Source organism: Inhella sp. (assembly GCF_041912635.1).
Classification (GTDB): domain Bacteria; phylum Pseudomonadota; class Gammaproteobacteria; order Burkholderiales; family Burkholderiaceae_C; genus Inhella.
The window spans coordinates 103,873-122,793 of the sequence record NZ_JAYRMO010000007.1 but is presented as its reverse complement, the minus strand read 5'-3'; the positions used below and the strand labels follow the sequence as shown (position 1 = coordinate 122,793).

Sequence of the window (18,921 nt, the reverse complement as noted above, 5' to 3'; positions counted from 1 at the left end):
ACTTCGCCCCATGCGAGCCGAATCGAACTGGAAACCCGAGCGCCTGGACATCGAGGCCTTTGCCAAGCAAGACGGTGCGGTGCAGGGCGAGTGGCCAGCGGGCAGCCTGGCGCGGTGGGCTGAATCCAACCTGACCGACCCGGACCTGGCGCCCGTGCGCTGGCAATTGCAGGGCGAGCGCCGCGAGCCCCTGGGTGGCAAACCCGAGATCTGGTTGCATCTGCAGGCGCAGGCTCAAGCGCATCTGAGCTGTCAGCGCTGCCTGCAGCCGGCGGCGTTTCCACTCGAGATCGAGCGCAGCTTCCGTTTCGTGCAGGACGAGGCCACCGCCCTGGCGGAAGACGCGGACGCCGAGGAGGACCTGCTGGTGCTGAGCCGCAGCTTCGACGCGCGCGAGCTGATCGAGGACGAGCTGCTGCTGGCCCTGCCCCTGGTGCCCATGCACGAGGACTGCGAGCACCCGGCGCAGGGCTCGGTCGATGTCGAGGCGTTGCCTGAGGAAGCCGAGCGCCCCAACCCATTCGCGGTGCTGGCCAGCCTGCGCAAGGGCGAGGGCGAGTGAGTCGATCCGCGGTTCAGCTTGCCCGGGCTTCGAATTTCTGGCTAGAATCGCGGGCTTTTGTCGCTGCCGCTCTTTGACGAGGTGCTGGCAGATTGGGCGTTCAGGTACTGGCACAGCCGGAGCCGAACGCCGCCCGGGCTGGGCATCAGGTCCGCCCGTCACAGCATTGGAGCAATCATGGCCGTTCAACAAAACAAGAAGTCGCCTTCCAAGCGCGGCATGCACCGTTCGCACAACGCCCTGGTGAACCCGGGCACCGCCATCGAGCCGACCACCGGCGAAGTGCATCTGCGTCACCACATCAGCCCGACCGGCTTCTACCGCGGTCGCAAGGTGCTGAAGACCAAGGCCGACGCCTCCTGAGGATCCCCGCCGGGACGAGCGCGCGCATGCGTGTCACCCCGGCCCACGGTCCGAACCCCACCACGCCCGACGCCCCTGCAAAGGGTCGGCGGGCGTTGTGCTTTGCGCTTCATGAGGCTTGATTCATATGCAACGCGTGCGCCTGGCCGTTGATTGCATGGGCGGCGATCACGGCCCTTCGATCACCCTGCCGGCCTGCCAGGCCTTTCTGGCCAATCACCCCCATGCCGAATTGCTGCTGGTCGGTCAGCCCGAGGCCCTGGCGGCCGCGCGGGACTGGCCGCGCTGCCGCGTGGTCGCCGCCAGCGAAGTGGTCAGCATGGACGACCCCGTCGAGGTGGCGCTGCGCCGCAAGAAGGATTCGTCGATGCGGGTGGCGATCAGCCAGCTGAAGGCCGACGAACAGGGGCAGACGGCGGCTGATGCCTGCGTCTCGGCCGGCAACACCGGCGCGCTGATGGCATTGGCGCGCTACCTGCTCAAGACCATGGACGGCATCGACCGCCCGGCCATTGCCGCCTCGCTGCCCAACCAGAAGGGTGGCTTCACCACCGTGCTGGATCTGGGTGCCAATGTGGACTGCGGTCCCGAGCATCTGCTGCAGTTCGCTGTCATGGGCTCGGCCCTGGTCACTGCCGTCACCGAAAACCCGACCCCCAGCGTCGGCCTGCTCAACGTCGGCGAGGAAATGATCAAGGGCAGCGAAGTCATCAAGCGCACCGGCGAGCTGCTGCGCGCCGCCGATGCCGCCGGCCAGATCCGTTTCCACGGCAATGTGGAAGGCAACGACATCTTCAAGGGCACGACCGACATCGTGGTCTGCGACGGCTTCGTCGGCAATGTGCTGCTCAAGGCCGCTGAGGGCCTGGGCAGCATGATCTCGACGCAGCTCAAGGGTGAGTTCGGCGCCAGCTGGAGCACCAAGCTGCGCGGCCTGGTGGCTTGGCCGGTGCTGCAGCGCTTCCGTGCGCGCGTGGACCACCGCCGCTACAACGGCGCAGCCCTGCTGGGCCTGCGCGGCCTGGTGTTCAAGAGCCATGGTTCGGCCGATGCCTTCGCGTTCGAGCGCGCGCTCGAGCGCGCCCACGAGTCGGCCCGTCACAACCTGCTCGATGGCGTGCACGATCGCGTGGCCGCCGCCATGGGCAGCCTGGCTGCTCCTCTTCCTACGACCCCCGCATGACCACAGCCACTCTGCCGCGCTTCTCGCGCATCCTGGGTACCGGCAGCCATCTGCCGGCGCGTCGCGTCTCCAATGCAGACCTGGCCGCGCAGTTGGCGGCCGATGGGGTCGAGACCTCGGACGCCTGGATCACCGAGCGCACCGGCATCAAGGCCCGCTACTTCGCCGGGCCGGACGAAAGCACCAGCGACCTGGCCCTGCCCGCCGCCCGCCGTGCCCTCGAGGCCGCCGGCATCGCGGCGGCGCAGCTTGATCTGATCATCGTCGCCACCACGACGCCGGACATGGTGTTCCCGTCCACCGCCTGCCTGTTGCAGGCCAAGCTGGGCGTGGCCGGCTGCGCCGCTTTTGATCTGCAGGCGGTCTGCTCGGGCTTCCTGTACGCGCTTTCTGTGGCGGACGCCATGATCCGCGCCGGCCAGGCCCGCCATGCGCTGGTGATCGGCGCCGAGGTGTTTTCGCGTCTGCTGGACTTCAAGGACCGCACGACCTGCGTGCTGTTCGGTGATGGCGCCGGCGCCGTGGTGCTGGGCGCCTCCGACGAGCCCGGCATCCGCGCCACCGCCCTGCATGCCGATGGTGCCCAGGCCGAAGTGCTGTGCGTGCCTGGCGCCGTGCACGGTGGTAGCGTGGTCGGCCACCCGGTGGTGCGCATGGACGGCCAGGCGGTGTTCAAGCTCGCCGTCTCGGCGCTGGACAAAGTGGCGCGCGAGGTCATCGAGCGTTCTGGCATCCCGGCTGCACAAATTGACTGGCTCATTCCGCACCAGGCCAATCTGCGCATCATGAAGGGCACGGCCAAGAAGCTCGGCCTGCCCGAGGAGCGCATGGTGGTGACCGTGCAGGAGCATGGCAACACCTCGGCGGCTTCGGTGCCGCTGGCACTGGATGAGGCCATCCGGGCGGGTCAGATCCAGCGCGGCCAGAACCTGCTGCTCGAAGGCGTGGGCGGCGGCTTCACCTGGGGCGCGGCCCTGATCACCTACTAAGAACAAGAACGGAGCTTGAGATGAGCACTCCCTTTGCATTCGTCTTTCCGGGCCAGGGCTCGCAGGCCGTCGGCATGCTCGACGCCTGGGGTGACCACCCGGCCGTGCGAAATACCCTGGCCGAGGCCAGCGAGGCCCTGGACCTCGACATGGCCGCCCTGATCCAGCAAGGCCCGAAGGAGCAGCTGGACCTGACCACGAACACCCAGCCGGTGATGCTGACGGCCGGCATTGCCTGCTACCGCGCCTGGTTGCAGGAAACCGGCCTGACGCCGGCGGCCGCCGCCGGCCACAGCCTGGGTGAGTACAGCGCCCTGGTCGCGGCCGGTGTGCTGACGCTGTCCCAGGCCCTGCCTCTGGTGCGCCTGCGCGCCCAGGCCATGCAGGAAGCCGTGCCGGTCGGGCAGGGCGGCATGGCTGCCATCCTGGGCCTGGACGCCGAGGCCGTGAAAGCCGGTTGCGCCGCTGCGCGCGAAGCCTCCGGCGAGGTCGTTGAGGCGGTCAATTTCAATGACCCGAAGCAGACCGTGATCGCCGGCAGCAAGGCCGGCGTCGAGAAGGGCATGGAAGTGCTGAAGGCGGCTGGCGCCAAGCGCGCGCTGCCGCTGCCGGTTTCGGCGCCCTTCCACAGCAGCCTGATGAAACCCGCCGCCGAGCGCCTGCGCGTGGCGCTGGAGGCGATCGAGTTCAAGGCGCCCGCCTTCGCAGTCGTCAACAACGTCGATGTCGCCACGCCCGCCACGGCGGCCGAGCTGCGTGACGCTCTCTACCGCCAGGCCTACCAGCCGGTCCGCTGGGTCGAACTGGTGCAGGCGCTCAAGGCCAGGGGCCTGAGCCATGTGATCGAGTGCGGCCCGGGCAAGGTGCTGGCCGGCATGGTCAAGCGCATCGACGCCGGCCTGTTGACCACCACGATCCTTGACCCCGCCAGCCTGGCCGAGGCCCGTGCCCTGTTGGATCAGACCCCGGGAGCCCCCGCATGACGACGACACCAAAATCCATCGCGCTGGTCACCGGCGCCAGCCGCGGCATCGGCGCCGCCATCGCCCAGACCCTGGCCGAGCAAGGCCACAAGGTCATCGGCACGGCCACCACGGTCGAGGGAGCAGCCCGCATCGGCGAGGCGCTGTCCCCATGGGGTGGCCGTGGCGTGGCGCTGAACGTCAACGACGCGGCGGCCTGCGAGGCGCTGGTTGACGCGCTCGTCAAGGAGGAGGGCGGTCTGCACGTGCTCGTCAACAACGCCGGCATCACCAAGGACACCCTGGCCCTGCGCATGAAGGACGAGGATTGGGATGCGGTGCTGGACACCAATCTGAAGGCCGTATTCCGCCTCTGCCGGCTGGCCATCAAGCCCATGATGAAACAGCGCATGGGCCGCATCGTCAGCATCACCTCGGTTGTCGGCGCCTCCGGCAACCCGGGTCAGGCGAATTACGCCGCCGCCAAGGCCGGCCTGGCCGGCATGAGCCGCGCGCTGGCCCGCGAGGTGGGCAGTCGGGGCATCACGGTCAACTGCGTGGCACCCGGCTTCATCGCCACCGACATGACGGCGGCGCTGCCCGAAGCCCAGCAACATGCCCTGCTGGCACAGATTCCGCTGGCGCGCCTGGGCGAGGCCAAGGAGGTCGCCGCGGCGGTGGCCTTCCTGGCTGGCCCTGGCGGCGGCTACGTGACGGGCAGCGAGCTGCACGTCAACGGTGGCATGTACATGTGCTGAAGTGCACTCCCCGGGCCACCAGGCTCGGGTTCACCCGCGCGCCCCAAAATTAGGGGTGTCGCCCTAAGCCCGTAGAATGGCGGGCTGTTTCTTTGCAAAACCCTCCCGGAGGAGTCATGAGCGATATCGAAGCCCGCGTCAAGAAAATCATTGCCGAGCAGCTCGGCGTGCCTGAGGCGGACGTCACCAACGAAAAGGCTTTCGTGGCCGATCTGGGCGCCGACTCGCTCGACACCGTGGAGCTGGTGATGGCTCTCGAAGACGAGTTCGGCATCGAGATTCCGGACGAAGAGGCCGAGAAGATCACCACGGTGCAACTGGCGATCGACTACGCCGTCAAGCACCAGAAGGCCTGATTTCAGGTTTTCCGCTGCGGGCAGACTGGGTCTGGCCCGCAACCCTGGGGCCGCAAGGCCCCTTTGACCATCTGCATTGCTGCTGAATCGCATGAGCCGTCGTCGCGTCGTTGTCACCGGTCTGGGACTGATCACTCCGGTGGGCAACACCGTTGCCGAGAGCTGGGCCAATATCCTGGCCGGGCGCTCGGGCATCGCCACCGTTACCCGTTTCGATGCGAGCAATCTGGCCTGCCAGTTCGCTGGCGAGGTCAAGGGCTTCCAGATCGAGGAGTACATCTCGGCCAAAGAAGCCCGCAGCATGGATACCTTCATCCACTACGGGCTGGCCGCCGGCCTGCAGGCGATCAAGGACGCTGGCCTGGCCACGGGTGAGGCCTTGACCGAAGCCCAGGCCGAACGCATCGGCGTGATGGTGGGCTCGGGCATTGGTGGGCTGCCCAATATCGAAGAAACGCACAGCGAAATGCTGAACCGCGGCCCGCGTCGTGTGTCGCCGTTCTTCGTGCCGGCCTCGATCATCAACATGATCTCCGGCCACCTGTCCATCCAGACCGGCTTCCAGGGCCCGAACCTGGCTGTGGTAACAGCCTGCACCACGGGTCTGCACAGCATCGGCATGGCGGCGCGCCTGATCCAGTACGGCGATGCCGACGTGATGGTGGCCGGCGGTGCCGAGTCCACGATCTCGCCGCTCGGCATCGGTGGTTTCGCGGCGGCGCGTGCCCTCTCCACCCGCAACGACGACCCGGCCACGGCCTCGCGCCCCTGGGACAAGGGCCGCGATGGCTTCGTTCTGGGTGAGGGCGCCGGCGTCATGGTGCTGGAGTCGTTGGAGCATGCACAGGCGCGCGGTGCGCGCATCTATGCGGAGCTGGTCGGCTTCGGCATGGGCGCTGATGCCTACCACATGACCGCGCCGAACGTGGACGGCCCGCGCCGCTCCATGCAGGCGGCGCTGCGCGACGCCGGCTTGAACCCCGATGCCGTGCAGTACCTGAATGCCCATGGCACTTCGACGCCGCTGGGCGATGCGAACGAGACCAACGCGATCAAGATGGCCTTTGGCGAGCAGGCGCGCAAGATGGCGATCAGCTCCACGAAGTCGATGACCGGTCACCTACTTGGTGGCGCCGGGGGCATCGAGTCGGTGTTCACCGTGCTGGCGATCCGCGACCAGATCGCGCCGCCGACCATCAACCTGCACGAAGCCGACCCCGAGTGCGATCTCGATTACTGCGCCAACCAGGCGCGTGAGATGCGCATTGACGTCGCCGCCAAGAACAACTTCGGTTTCGGCGGCACCAACGGCACCCTGCTGTTCAAGCGTTTCTAAGGCCATTCGATGGCCGGCCGCCCTCTGCCCGGGCTGCGCTGGCCCCTGCTGCCGCAGGGGGAGTGGTACTGGCTGTGTTGCGAGCGCGGTGATTGGCAATTGCGCGGCCGTGCGGAGGAGGTGCAGGCTCTGGCGCGTGTCGACGTGGTTCTGGACCACAGCGACCGTTTGTACGTGCGCCTGCGCTGGCCTCGTGGCCCGGGGCTGAAAAGCTGGCTCTGGCCAGTGCAGTGCCATGTCTGGCTGACCCGCGCGCAGCAGCCCTCGCAATGGTCGCTGCTGCGTGCCCAGCTCTGGCCCAGTCGGCGCCGGCATTGGCTGGGGGCGCCTTGAAATTCGACAGCACCGCCGTCAACTTGCGCATGACGAGTGGGCGTTGAGGCCCCCGTGCCGGCATCATGTCCGCGCATTTCCTCCCTTGACTTTGCTCTTGCCACCATGAAGCAGCTCGCCTTACGCACCAGTCTTGCCGCTTTTGCTCTCGCCCTGGGCCTGCAAACACTTCCCAGTCCTGCCCTTGCCCAGCATGCCGGCCTACCGGACTTCACCGAACTGGTGGAGAAAGTTGGGCCCGCCGTGGTCAACATCCGTACCGCGGAGCGTGTCCGCAGTGCGCAGGGCCCCGAGCTGGATGCGCAGATGTTGGAATTTCTGCGTCGCTACGGCATTCCCATGCCGCGGCGTCAAGGCCCGCGTGGCGGCGATGAGGACGAGGGCCCGCAGCGCCGCGGGGTCGGCTCCGGATTCGTGCTGGGGGCCGACGGGGTGGTGCTGACCAATGCCCATGTGGTCGACGGCGCCGACGAAGTCATCGTGACCTTGACCGACAAGCGCGAGTTCAAGGCCAAGGTGCTGGGCACCGACCGTCGCACCGACGTGGCAGTTCTGAAGATCGAGGCCACGGGCCTGCCGACCGTCAAGCTCGGCGAGGTGGGCAAGCTCAGGGTGGGCGAATGGGTGCTGGCCATCGGCTCGCCCTTCGGCTTCGACAACACGGTGACCGCGGGCATCGTCAGCGCCAAGGCGCGTGATACCGGGGACTTCCTGCCCTTCATCCAGACCGATGTGGCCATCAACCCGGGCAATTCCGGTGGCCCCCTGTTGAACATGCGGGGTGAGGTGGTCGGCATCAACTCGCAGATCTACAGCCAGTCGGGTGGCTTCATGGGCATCTCGTTCGCCATCCCGATCGATGAGGCGATGCGGGTGGCAGATCAGCTGCGCACCAGCGGTCGTGTGGTGCGTGGGCGCATCGGTGTCGGCATCGACGCCGTCAGCCGTGATGTGGCCGAAGCGATCGGCCTGCAGCGCGCCTACGGGGCCCTCGTGCGCAACGTCGAGGCCGGCGGGCCGGCGGAGAAGGCCGGCATCGAGGGCGGCGACGTGATCACCAAGTTCGATGGCAAGGCGATCGAGCGCTCCACCGACCTGCCGCGTCTGGTCGGCGCGGTGCGGCCCGGCAGCAAGGCCAGCCTGCAGGTGTTCCGCCGCGGCGCCTTCAAGGACTTGCAAGTGGTGGTCGCGGAGCTCAAGGAAGGCAATCCACGTGGCACGCCTGAGGCCGGTGAAGGCCCCCGTGTGGGCTCGGCCTTTGGTTTGAGTCTGTCCGATCTCACGGAGGCCCAGCGCAAGGAAATGCGCCTGCGCAATGGTGTGCGGGTGGATGGAGCCGAAGGGGCCGCGGCCCGCGCCGGACTGCGTGAGGGGGATGTGATCCTGTCCGTCGACAACGCCGAGGTGAGTAGCGCCCGGCAACTGCAGACCCTGCTGGGCAAGCTGGAGAAAGCCAAAGTGGTCAGCCTCGTGGTGCGGCGGGGTGATGTGACCAGCATCGTGCTAATCCGGCCGTCGCGCTAATCATTCCAACTGATTGAGTAAAGAATGGGCGCCAGTGAGCTGGCGCCCATCGGTTCTGGCGACAAAAGACCTGTTGATAAGCTGTGAATAAATACCCTGTTGGCGACCTGCAACGGGGTTCATGCGGACCTGCGGGGAGTGGTCGCCTCGGGCCTTTTGGCTACAATGGCCTCCCCAACAAGCAGTTGCCATATGTTTTGTTGGAAGGCGCGTCTGCCCCTTGGACGTGCCTTTTTTTTAGCTTCGGCACGGTCCCGTCGGGACCTTCACGTCGCCTCGCGACATGAGCCTACGCTGCAAGCCCTGCGGGCTTGTGACTCCGAAGCGCGGCATAGACGACCCCAATGGATCACATCCGCAATTTTTCGATCATTGCCCACATCGACCACGGCAAGAGCACGCTGGCCGATCGGATCATTCAGCGCTGCGGCGGCCTGGCCGACCGCGAAATGGAGGCCCAGGTGCTCGACTCGATGGACATCGAGCGCGAGCGCGGAATCACCATCAAGGCGCAGACCGCGGCCCTGAAATACAAGGCGCGCGACGGCAAGGTCTACAACCTGAACCTGATCGACACCCCGGGGCATGTCGACTTCAGCTACGAGGTCAGCCGCTCGCTGTCGGCCTGCGAAGGTGCGCTGCTGGTGGTCGATGCCAGCCAAGGCGTCGAGGCCCAGACCGTGGCCAACTGCTACACCGCCCTGGACCTGGGCGTCGAAGTGGTGCCGGTGCTGAACAAGATGGACCTGCCGCAGGCGGATCCGGAAAACGCCAAAGCGGAAATCGAGGACGTGATCGGCATCGATGCCGCCGACGCGATTCCCTGCTCGGCCAAGTCCGGCATGGGCATCGACGAGATCCTCGAGGCGGTCATCGCCCGCATGCCGCCGCCCAAGGGCGTGGTGGAGGCGCCGCTGCGCGCCATGATCATCGACTCCTGGTTCGACAACTATGTCGGCGTGGTGATGCTGGTGCGGGTGGTGGATGGCACGCTGAAGAAGGGCGAGCGCATCCGCATGATGGCCACCAATGCCGTCTATCCGGCCGACCAGCTCGGCGTGTTCACGCCCAAGAGCGAGAGCCGCGACCAGCTGAATGCGGGCGAGGTCGGGTTCATCATCGCCGGCATCAAGGAGCTGGCGGCGGCCAAGGTGGGCGACACCATCACCCTGGAAAAGAAGCTGCCAAACAACCTCGGCCCGGCCGAACAGGCGCTGCCCGGCTTCAAGGAAATCCAGCCACAGGTGTTCGCCGGCCTCTATCCAACCGAGGCCAGTGAGTACGACCAGCTGCGGGACGCGCTGGAAAAGTTGCATCTGAACGACTCCTCGCTGCGCTTCGAGCCCGAGGTGTCGCAGGCCCTGGGCTTTGGCTTCCGCTGCGGTTTCCTGGGTCTGCTGCACATGGAGATCGTCCAGGAACGCCTGGAGCGCGAGTTCGACCAGGACCTGATCACGACCGCGCCATCGGTGGTCTACGAAGTCGTGCTGGGTGATGGCGAGGTCATCCTGGTCGAGAACCCGAGCAAGATGCCCGAGCCGGGCAAGATCGCAGAGATCCGCGAGCCCATCGTCACCGTGCATCTGTACCAACCGCAGGAATATGTGGGCGCGGTGATGACGCTGGCAAACCAGAAGCGCGGCGTGCAGATCCAGATGAGCTACCACGGCAAGCAGGTGCACCTCACCTACGAGATGCCGCTGGCGGAAATCGTTCTGGACTTCTTCGACAAGTTGAAATCCGTCAGCCGCGGCTACGCCTCGATGGACTACGAGTTCAAGGAGTACCGCGCCTCCGACGTCGTCAAGGTGGACATGCTGATCAATGGCGACCGCATCGACGCGCTGGCCATCATCGTGCACCGCAGCCAGAGCCAGTACCGGGGCCGTCAGGTCGCGGCCAAGATGCGCGAGATCATTCCGCGCCAGATGTACGACGTCTCCATCCAGGCGGCCATCGGCGTCAAGATCATTGCCCGCGAGGACATCAAGGCCCTGCGCAAGAACGTGCTGGCCAAGTGCTACGGCGGTGACATCACGCGCAAGCGCAAGCTGCTCGAAAAGCAGAAGGCCGGCAAGAAGCGCATGAAGCAGATCGGCTCCGTCGAGGTGCCGCAAGAGGCCTTCCTGGCCATCCTTCAGGTGGAAGAGTGAATACCTTGGAATCCCGCTTGAGCGCCCTGACCGGACTGCTGTACGCCGTCCTGGTGGCCTACCTGGCCGGCTGGTATCTGGACAAATGGACGGGCAACTTCTCGCTGCTGCTGTTCCTGATGTCGGTCGTGACCTTCTTCTACTGGGTGGCGGAGCGCTGGCACTTCCTGCCGCGCCGTCAAGCTGCGGCAAGTGAACTGCTCAGGCAGGATCAGGAGCGCCGCGCCAAACTGGAGGCGCAGGGCATCAAGGTCGACAACCAGGATGTCCAGGCCGCGCAGCAGGCGGTGCTGCGCCAACCCTGGTGGCTGGACTGGACGGCCGGCCTGTTCCCGGTCATCTTGCTGGTCTTCGGCCTGCGCTCCTTCCTGTTCGAGCCCTTCAAGATTCCGTCCGGCTCGATGGTGCCTACCTTGCTGGTGGGGGACCTGATCCTGGTGAACAAGTTCCATTACGGCATTCGGCTGCCAGTGCTCAACAAGAAGATCATCGAGAACCATCCGGTGCAGCGCGGCGATGTGATGGTGTTCCGCTACCCCGAAGACCCGCGCATGGACTACATCAAGCGGGTGGTCGGTGTGCCGGGTGACGAGGTGGCCTGGCGCAACCAGCGCTTGTTCGTGAACGGCCAGGAAGTGCCGACCGAGGCCCAGGGCCCGTATTTCGATCAGGACAGCCTGCGCGAGCGTCCGCTCTACAAGGAAAAGCTCGGCGCGGTGGAGCACCAGATGCTGGTGGATCGCATGCAGCCGCTGCGCTTCTACATGGATAGCGCCAGAGGGCCGTTCCCGCATGCGGACCAATGCAGCTACACCATCGAAGGAGTGAGCTGCAAGGTGCCTGCCGGCCACTACTTCATGCTGGGTGACAACCGCGACAACTCGCGCGACAGCCGCTTCTGGGGTTTCGTCCCGGATGAGAACATTGTGGGCAAGGCGGTGGTGATCTGGATGAACTTCAGCGACCCGAAGCGCATCGGTCGTTTTCACTGAGCCAGCGTTTTTTGCGCTACCTTCTCCCTTCCAAACCTGACGGAGCGAACGAGATGCGGCGAACCCCTCGAACCCAGCGTGGAGTCACCCTGTTCGGCTTGTTGTTCTGGGGAATTTTTTTGGCCTTCGCTGGCGTGGTGGGCGCCAAGGTCTTTCCAACGCTGATCGAGTACTGGGATACCAAGCGTGCCGTTACGAAGGTGGCGCAGGAAAGCCCGGCAACCGTCGGTGCCGCACGGGCGGCGTTCGGGCGCATCAAGGAAGTCGAGTACTCCATCAAGCTCGACCCGCAAGACCTTGAGATCACCAAAGAAAACGACAAGGTGCGCATCAAGTTCGCCTACGACCGCGAAATCGAGCTGGGCGGGCCGGTGTACCTGGTGATCAAGTACCAGGGGCAGTCGGAGTGAGGATTCCGTGATGGATCTGCAGGAGGCGCTGGGTTACCGCTTCCGTGACCCGCGCCTGCTGCAACGTGCGCTGACGCACCGCAGCCACAGCGCCCACCACAACGAGCGCCTGGAGTTCCTGGGCGATGCGGTCTTGAATCTCGTCGTCAGCCAGTTGCTCTACGCCCGCGAAGCCGCGGCGGCCGAGGGCGCGCTGTCGCGCATGCGGGCGCATCTGGTGCGCGAGGAGAGCCTGCATGCACTCGCCCTGCAATTGGGCCTGGGCGCTTGCATGCGACTGAGCGAGGGCGAGGCCAAGGCGGGTGGTGCGCGCCGGCCTTCCATCCTGGCCGATGCGCTGGAGGCGGTGATCGGCGCGGTGCATCTCGATGGGGGCTTCGACGCCGCAGAGCAGTTGGTGACGCGCCTGTTCGCCCCCTTGTTGCTGGAAGACGCCAGCGCAGCACGCTGGGCCAAGGATGCCAAGACGGCGCTGCAGGAATGGCTGCAAGGGCGCCGCCACCCCGTTCCCAATTACCGCATCGTGGCCGCGCGCGGCCAAGCCCATGCCCAGACCTTTGAGGTCGAATGCGCCGTCGCTTCGCTGGCGGTGAGCGCAGTGGGCTTGGGCAGTTCGCGCCGCGCCGCCGAACAACAGGCCGCAGCGGCCTTGTTGGCGCGCCTGCAGGAGGGCGCAAGCTCATGACCGAAACCACCACTACGCCGGGCGCTCAGCGCTGCGGACTCATCGCCATCGTCGGTCGACCCAATGTTGGCAAGTCCACCCTGCTCAATGCACTGGTGGGCCAGAAAGTCTCGATCACCTCGAAGAAGGCCCAGACCACGCGCCATCGCATCACCGGCGTACGCACAGTGGCCGAGAACCAGTTCGTGTTCGTCGACACGCCGGGCTTTCAGACCCGGCATGGCAATGCGCTGAACCGCAACCTCAACCGCACCGTCACCGGCGCGCTGGCCGATGTGGATTTGGTGCTATTGGTCGTCGAGGCCGGGCGCTTCGGGCTGGACGACGCCAAGGTGCTGGCCCTGTGCCCCAAAGACAAACCGGTGGTGCTGGTGGCGAACAAGCTGGATGCCGTGCACCGCCGCCAGGAACTGCTGCCCTGGCTGAAGGACATGCAGGAACGCCATCCCTTTACCGAATACGTGCCGCTGAGCGCCAAGAAGGCAGCCGATGTCGAGCGCCTGTTCAGCATCTTGGCGCCGCACCTGCCGCAGCAGGACTGGTTCTTCGAGGAGGACGCGCTGACCGACCGCAGCGAGCGCTTCCTGGCCTCGGAGCTGATCCGCGAAAAGCTGTTCCGCCTGACCGGCGACGAACTGCCCTACAGCTGCACCGTAGTGATCGACAAGTGGGAGGAAGAAGATGCCCCCCCGTCCAGTGCGGCGCCGGCCAAGGGCAAGCCTGTGGTACCCAAGCCACCGCTGCGGCGCATCGCCGCCAGCATCGTCGTGGAGCGCGAGGCCCACAAGGGCATGGTGATCGGCGAGGGCGGTGAGCGGCTCAAGCGCATCGGCAGCGAAGCGCGCCAGGAGCTGGAGCGTCTGACCGAGGCGCGCGTGTTCCTGGAGCTGTTCGTCAAGGTCCGCTCCGGCTGGGCCGACAGCGAAGAGCATCTGCGCTCCTACGGCTACGAATGAGGGTCCGGTGGCCGCCTCGCTGGGGGCGGGCGTGGCCGTGAGCCGGACGGGCGCCTTCAGCGCCTATGTGCTGCACAGCTACGACTGGAGCGACTCCAGCCTGGTGCTGGACCTGTTCACGCGTGAGCAGGGCCGCTTGGCCGTCGTGGCCAAGGGGGCCAAGCGCCCGACCTCGCAATTGCGCGCCGTGCTCTTGCCTCTGCAGCGCCTGCAGGTGCAGTTCACGCGCGGCAAGGGCCAGGAGCCCGTGGAGGTGCAGACCCTGCGCAGCGCCGAGTGGCTGGGTGGTCACCCGCTGCCGCAGGGCCCGGCCCTGCTGGCCGGCTACTACCTGAATGAACTGCTGATGCGTCTGCTGCCGCGATCGCAGCCGCATCCGGGACTGTTCGAACCCTATGCCGCCGCGGTGGCCGGTCTGGCCCTGAACCCCGAATCCACCGATACCTGGTTGCGCGCCTTCGAGCTGATGCTGCTGCAGGAGCTGGGCTGGCTGCCCGATCTGGCGCAGGACAGCCTGCAGCAAGGCGCGCTGCGCGCCGGTCGCGCCTACGGCTTGTCGCCGGAGCTCGGCCTGGTGAGCGCTGCCGACGGGCTCGGGGCGGCTGCCTGGCAGGCTTTGGCTGCGGCCCTGCCGGAGGGCGTGCCGGGACTGGTGCGTTGCCTGGCCGGCCTGGCGGAACGTGCGGCGCTGAAGCCGGTGCTGCGTGGGGTGCTGCAATACCATCTCGGCCACCAGCCCTTGCGCAGCCGTCAGGTGCTGCACCAGGCACACGATCTCCTGCCCCCCAGCTCACGTCGATGAACCCTTTGATGGCCCCGTTCGCGGCCGATGCGCGTTGCGCCTTGTCGGTCAATGTCAACAAGGTGGCGCTGCTGCGCAATACCCGGCACCTGGGCATCCCCAGCGTGCTGCGCGCGGCCGAGCTCTGCCTGCTGGCGGGCGCCCAAGGCATCACTGTGCATCCGCGCCCGGACGAGCGGCATATCCGCGCCAGCGACGTGCATGAACTGGCCCAGCTGATGAAGCAATGGCCGCAGGCCGAGTTCAACATCGAAGGCAACCCGACCCACAACCTGATGGAGCTGGTGCGCACGCTGCGGCCGCATCAGGCCACCTTCGTGCCCGACAGCGTCGAGCAGTTCACCTCTGACCATGGCTGGAACCTGCCGCAAGACGGCGCGCGCCTGGCGCCGCTGATTGCCGAGTGCCGCCAGCTCGGCGTCCGGGTCAGCCTGTTCATGGATCCACTGCCCGAGGCCATGGCCCATGCGGCTGCCCTGGGCGCCGATCGGGTCGAGCTCTACACCGAACCCTATGCGGCAGCGCATGGCGGCGCCACGCAGGCCGAGCAATTGGCGCGCTACGCGGCTGCGGCCCAGGCCGCGCTTGCGGCCGGGTTGGGCGTGAATGCCGGGCATGACCTGAACCGCGCCAATCTGACCGATTTCCTGCGGGCCGTGCCCGGCGTGCAGGAGGTGTCGATCGGCCACGCCTTGATTGCCGACGCGCTGGAGCTGGGCTACGCCGAGACGGTGCGCGACTACTTGCGCTGCATCCAGAACGCCTACCGCCCGCAGTGATCGTCGGCATCGGCACCGATCTGTGCGACATCACCCGCATCGCCGGGGTGCTGGCGCGGCAGGGGGAGCGCTTTGCTGAACGGGTGTTGGGGCCGGAGGAGCTGATCCTCTTCCGAGCGCGCCGGGCACGCTCCGAGGCACGCGGTGTGGCCTTTCTGGCCACGCGCTTTGCCGTCAAGGAAGCCTTCTCGAAGGCGATCGGCCTGGGCATGCATCAGCCCATGAGCTGGCGCGCCTGCCAAACCCTGCCCGGGTCGGGTGGCGCCCCGCAGATCGTGCTCAGCGGCGCGCTGAAAACCTGGTTCGAGGCGCGCGGCTGGCAGGCCCTGGTCAGCCTGAGCGACGAGCGCGAGATGGCCAGCGCCACGGTGCTGGTGCAGCGCCTGCCCTGAGCCCCAAAGAAAAACCGCCCCGGAGGGCGGTTCTTCGCAGGCGCTGATCTGAATCAGGCGTCGAAGGGCAGACGCACCTGGTTCAGATCCTTGCGGGTCTCGACCAGCACCAGCGGCCCCTGATCCAGCATGGGAACCGGCGGGCGTTCGCGTGGCACTTGCACCGGCTTGGGCTCGGCCGCCATGGCGGCCTGCACGGCGGCCACCTTGCCGGCGTCCGAGTGCACCCACTTCAGGCCGGCGGCGTCGGCCAGTTGCTGCAGTTCACCCAGCGGCAACTCGAAGCGTGCGGCGGGGGCCACAGGGGTCGGTGCGGCGGCAGGTGCGACGGCGGGGGCTTCGGCCGGCTGTTCGATCGGTGCGGCGATTGCGGGCGCCGTCACGCGGACGGGTTCAGCGACTTCGAGCGCTGCCGGGGCGGATTCAACCGGCGCGGCGGTCTCTGCGCCGAGTTCGAGCTGCTGCGGGCTGCCGGATTCCGCGCCAGCGTCGGCTGCAGAGGCGTCGCGATCACGGCGCGGGCCGCGACGGCGGCGACGGCGACCTTCCTCCGGCTCGTGCCCTTCGGCCAGGTCATCGTTCGGAGTCTCGGCATCGGCTTCGACGGTGCCGAGCGCGGCATCCGGTGCCAGTGGCACGGTCTCGGCAAAGCCGTCGCCGGTGGCCTCTGTCGTTTGGCCTTCCTCGCCCTCGGCACGGCGGCGGCGGCGGCGACGGCCTTGGCGTTCCTCGTTCAGGGAATTGGAGGTGGGTTCGCCGTGCAGGGGCTCGATGCGTTCATCGGCGTCCGGCGCCTTGCTGTCGACGAAGGCCGGCGGCGCTTCGTGCAGTTCCTGCGGCGTGGGCGGCAGCGGTGCGCTGGCGGCCAGTTGCTGGGCGGCTTCAGCGTTCTGGGCTTCGCTGTGCTCGCGGCGCTCGCCACGGTCACGGCGGCGGCGCTTGCCGTCCTCGTTGCGGGGGCTGCCGTCGCGGTTTTCGCGCGGAGCCTGGGCCTCGCGGTTTTCGCGCGGCTCGCGGGCCTCACGCGGCTCCCGGTGGTCGCGGCCCTCACGGGCGATCGCGTCGGACTTGGGCGGACGGTTGTCGTTGCGGGTTTCGTCCGCGCTGCGCTCCACGCGCTTGCGCTCGCCGCCACGCTCGGAGCGCTCGCCGCGCTCCGCCTTGTCACCCCGCTCGCCGCGATCACCACGGCGATTGCGGTCGCGGCCGCCACGGTCGCCACGCTCACCGCGCTCGGCCTTGGGTTTATCAGCGGCAGGAGCGGCCGGCGCCGGGGCGCTGACCGGTGGCACCAGGTCGGGGGCGCCGCCAAAGATTTTCTTGATCCAACCGAAGAAGCCGCCGCCCGCCGGGGCCGGCGCTGCAACCACCGGGGCCGGGGCGGGAGCCATCACCGGGGCCGGCGCTGGCACGGGTGCGGCGGGGGCCGGTTGATCCGGCAGCACGCCCTTGATCAGCGGCTGCTGGCGCGGCTTGGCCGTTTCGCGGCGCGTGATGCTCACGTCCTCGCTCGGCTCCTCGATCATGGTGTAGCTGGCCTTGAACGCATCCAGACGAGGGTCGTCGTGGCGCAGGCGCTCCAGCTTGTAGTTCGGTGTGTCGAGGTGCGGGTTGGGGATCAGCAGCACGTTCACGCGCTGCTTCAGTTCGATTTTGGTGATCTCGGCGCGCTTCTCGTTCAGCAGGAAGCTGGTCACCTCCACCGGCACCTGCACATGCACGGCGGCGGTGTTGTCCTTCATGGACTCTTCCTGGACCATGCGCAGGATCTGCAGCGCCGAGCTCTCGGTGTCGCGGATGTGACCGGTGCCGTTGCAGCGCGGGCAGGTGATGTGGCTGCCTTCGCTCAGCGCCGGACGCAGGCGCTGACGGCTCAGTTCCAGCAGGCCGAACTTGCTGATCGAGCTGAACTGCACGCGCGCGCGGTCATGGCGCAGGGCATCGCGCAGGCGGGTCTCCACCTCGCGGCGGTTCTTGCCCTCTTCCATGTCGATGAAGTCGACCACGATCAGGCCGCCCAGGTCACGCAGGCGGCACTGGCGGGCGATTTCGTCGGCGGCTTCGAGGTTGGTGCGGGTGGCCGTCTCTTCGATGTCCGAACCGCGCGTGGCACGCGCCGAGTTCACGTCCACCGACACCAGGGCCTCGGTGTGGTCGATCACGATGGCGCCGCCCGAGGGCAGGTTCACCGTGCGGCTGAAGGCCGTCTCGATCTGGTGCTCGATCTGGAAGCGGCTGAACAGCGGCGCGTCATCGCGGTAGCGCTTCACACGATTGGCCGTGTCCGGCATCACGTGGGCCATGAACTGCTTGGCCTGTTCGTAGATGTCGTCGGTGTCGATCAGGATCTCGCCCACGTCCGCGTGGAAGTAGTCGCGGATGGCGCGGATCACCAGGCTGCTCTCCTGGTAGATCAGGTAGGCGCCCTTGCCGCCCTTGGCCGCGTCGTCGATCGCGGTCCAGAGCTTGAGCAGGTAGTTCAGGTCCCACTGGAGCTCGGCGGCCGAGCGGCCGATGCCGGCCGTGCGGGCGATCAGGCTCATGCCCTTGGGGTAGTCCAGGCTCTCGAGGTTCTCCTTGAGCTCCTCGCGGTCCTCGCCCTCGATGCGGCGGCTGACGCCACCGCCGCGCGGGTTGTTGGGCATCAGCACCACGTAACGACCCGCCAGGCTGATGAAGGTGGTCAGCGCCGCGCCCTTGTTGCCGCGCTCTTCCTTTTCCACCTGGACCAGCAGTTCCTGGCCTTCCTTGATGACGTCGTTGATGCGCGCATCGCGCACCGCCACGCCTTCCTTGAAGTAGCTGCGGGCGATTTCTTTGAAGGGCAGGAAGCCGTGGCGGTCCTCGCCGTAATCGACGAAGCAGGCTTCGAGCGAGGGCTCGACGCGCGTGACGACGGCCTTGTAGATGTTGCCCTTGCGCTGTTCGCGACCTTCAATTTCGGTTTCGAAGTCGATCAGCTTCTGGCCGTCGACGACGGCCAGGCGACGCTCTTCGGGCTGCGTCGCATTGATGAGCATGCGTTTCATCGGTTGTTCACTCTCCACGGGTCAGGCGCTGCCGGTTCGGGCAGCAACGACGCGCGTGCGGTGGAAAGAACCGAGAGGAAGGAATCGCCCTGGGCGACGCGATCAGCTGCTTGGGAAAAAGAAGCTTCGCGAGGCGTTGGCACGGGCACGGCCTCCGCCCCCGGCGAGCGCTGCGTGCCCAGCCCCTGCGGACCAGCGGCAACGCCCGGCCCGCGCGCGCTGAAGCGGGGCGCGGCGGTCGGGGCGGCGGCTGAAGGCCGGGGAGGGGGAGGCGGGGAGCATTCGCGGTGGAGTTGGAGAAACGCGCGAGGCGCGCCTGCCATGGGGGCGGCAGGCACACCGGAAACCTTGTTCGGG

At 67.1% G+C, this 18,921-nt stretch carries 19 protein-coding genes; 18 read left to right on the top strand and 1 reads right to left on the bottom strand.

Annotated elements, in window-relative coordinates; translation table 11 throughout:
- Window positions 1-10: 10 nt before the first annotated feature.
- The 18 genes from ACE3QP_RS06060 (at window position 11) to acpS (ending at window position 15,535) form a co-directional block, all read left to right on the top strand.
- Window positions 11-562, top strand: a complete 552-nt coding sequence (locus tag ACE3QP_RS06060; RefSeq protein ID WP_374434414.1) for a DUF177 domain-containing protein — start codon at window positions 11-13, stop codon at window positions 560-562.
- Window positions 563-739: 177 nt separating this feature from the next.
- Window positions 740-925 (top strand): 50S ribosomal protein L32, encoded by a 186-nt coding sequence (rpmF, locus tag ACE3QP_RS06055; protein WP_198111764.1) that lies wholly within the window; start codon window positions 740-742, stop codon window positions 923-925.
- 127 nt (window positions 926-1,052) lie between these two features.
- The gene (gene plsX / locus ACE3QP_RS06050) at window positions 1,053-2,108 is read left to right on the top strand and encodes a phosphate acyltransferase PlsX (protein ID WP_374434411.1); all 1,056 of its coding nucleotides are present in this window, start codon (window positions 1,053-1,055) and stop codon (window positions 2,106-2,108) included.
- Between the two features lie 11 nt (window positions 2,109-2,119).
- Window positions 2,120-3,097, top strand: a complete 978-nt coding sequence (locus tag ACE3QP_RS06045; protein ID WP_374434475.1) for a beta-ketoacyl-ACP synthase III — start codon at window positions 2,120-2,122, stop codon at window positions 3,095-3,097.
- A 20-nt stretch (window positions 3,098-3,117) separates the two neighbouring features.
- Window positions 3,118-4,080 carry an ACP S-malonyltransferase gene (fabD, locus tag ACE3QP_RS06040; RefSeq protein WP_374434410.1) on the top strand — a complete coding sequence of 321 codons (963 nt, stop codon included), beginning with the start codon at window positions 3,118-3,120 and terminating at the stop codon, window positions 4,078-4,080.
- Window positions 4,077-4,817, top strand: coding sequence for a 3-oxoacyl-ACP reductase FabG (gene fabG, locus ACE3QP_RS06035; RefSeq protein WP_374434408.1), 741 nt, complete (start codon window positions 4,077-4,079; stop codon window positions 4,815-4,817). The genes fabD and fabG overlap by 4 nt, the downstream gene beginning before the upstream one ends.
- Window positions 4,818-4,933: 116 nt before the next feature.
- The gene (acpP, locus tag ACE3QP_RS06030; RefSeq protein ID WP_058936430.1) at window positions 4,934-5,173 is read left to right on the top strand and encodes an acyl carrier protein; all 240 of its coding nucleotides are present in this window, start codon (window positions 4,934-4,936) and stop codon (window positions 5,171-5,173) included.
- Window positions 5,174-5,264: 91 nt separating this feature from the next.
- Window positions 5,265-6,509 carry a beta-ketoacyl-ACP synthase II gene (gene fabF / locus ACE3QP_RS06025; protein WP_374434406.1) on the top strand — a complete coding sequence of 415 codons (1,245 nt, stop codon included), beginning with the start codon at window positions 5,265-5,267 and terminating at the stop codon, window positions 6,507-6,509.
- Between the two features lie 9 nt (window positions 6,510-6,518).
- On the top strand, window positions 6,519-6,842 hold the full coding sequence (locus ACE3QP_RS06020; RefSeq protein WP_374434404.1) for a hypothetical protein: 324 nt from the start codon (window positions 6,519-6,521) through the stop codon (window positions 6,840-6,842).
- A gap of 105 nt (window positions 6,843-6,947) precedes the next feature.
- Window positions 6,948-8,366, top strand: a complete 1,419-nt coding sequence (locus ACE3QP_RS06015; RefSeq protein ID WP_374434402.1) for a DegQ family serine endoprotease — start codon at window positions 6,948-6,950, stop codon at window positions 8,364-8,366.
- A gap of 344 nt (window positions 8,367-8,710) precedes the next feature.
- Complete coding sequence (gene lepA / locus ACE3QP_RS06010) at window positions 8,711-10,519, top strand: translation elongation factor 4 (protein ID WP_374434399.1); 1,809 nt, start codon at window positions 8,711-8,713, stop codon at window positions 10,517-10,519.
- Window positions 10,520-10,536: 17 nt separating this feature from the next.
- Window positions 10,537-11,511 (top strand): signal peptidase I, encoded by a 975-nt coding sequence (lepB, locus tag ACE3QP_RS06005; protein WP_374434398.1) that lies wholly within the window; start codon window positions 10,537-10,539, stop codon window positions 11,509-11,511.
- A gap of 53 nt (window positions 11,512-11,564) precedes the next feature.
- Window positions 11,565-11,921, top strand: coding sequence for a DUF4845 domain-containing protein (locus tag ACE3QP_RS06000; protein ID WP_374434396.1), 357 nt, complete (start codon window positions 11,565-11,567; stop codon window positions 11,919-11,921).
- A 10-nt stretch (window positions 11,922-11,931) separates the two neighbouring features.
- Window positions 11,932-12,606 carry a ribonuclease III gene (gene rnc / locus ACE3QP_RS05995; protein ID WP_374434394.1) on the top strand — a complete coding sequence of 225 codons (675 nt, stop codon included), beginning with the start codon at window positions 11,932-11,934 and terminating at the stop codon, window positions 12,604-12,606.
- On the top strand, window positions 12,603-13,562 hold the full coding sequence (gene era / locus ACE3QP_RS05990; protein ID WP_374434392.1) for a GTPase Era: 960 nt from the start codon (window positions 12,603-12,605) through the stop codon (window positions 13,560-13,562). Before rnc ends, era begins: the two co-directional genes overlap by 4 nt.
- 7 nt (window positions 13,563-13,569) lie before the next feature.
- Complete coding sequence (recO, locus tag ACE3QP_RS05985; RefSeq protein ID WP_374434390.1) at window positions 13,570-14,364, top strand: DNA repair protein RecO; 795 nt, start codon at window positions 13,570-13,572, stop codon at window positions 14,362-14,364.
- 8 nt (window positions 14,365-14,372) lie between these two features.
- Complete coding sequence (locus ACE3QP_RS05980; protein ID WP_374434388.1) at window positions 14,373-15,143, top strand: pyridoxine 5'-phosphate synthase; 771 nt, start codon at window positions 14,373-14,375, stop codon at window positions 15,141-15,143.
- On the top strand, window positions 15,140-15,535 hold the full coding sequence (gene acpS, locus ACE3QP_RS05975; RefSeq protein ID WP_374434387.1) for a holo-ACP synthase: 396 nt from the start codon (window positions 15,140-15,142) through the stop codon (window positions 15,533-15,535). Before ACE3QP_RS05980 ends, acpS begins: the two co-directional genes overlap by 4 nt.
- Window positions 15,536-15,588: 53 nt before the next feature.
- On the opposite strand, the gene ACE3QP_RS05970 is transcribed toward acpS, so the two are convergent.
- Window positions 15,589-18,564, bottom strand: a complete 2,976-nt coding sequence (locus ACE3QP_RS05970) for an Rne/Rng family ribonuclease (protein ID WP_374434385.1) — start codon at window positions 18,562-18,564, stop codon at window positions 15,589-15,591.
- Window positions 18,565-18,921 lie beyond the last annotated feature (357 nt).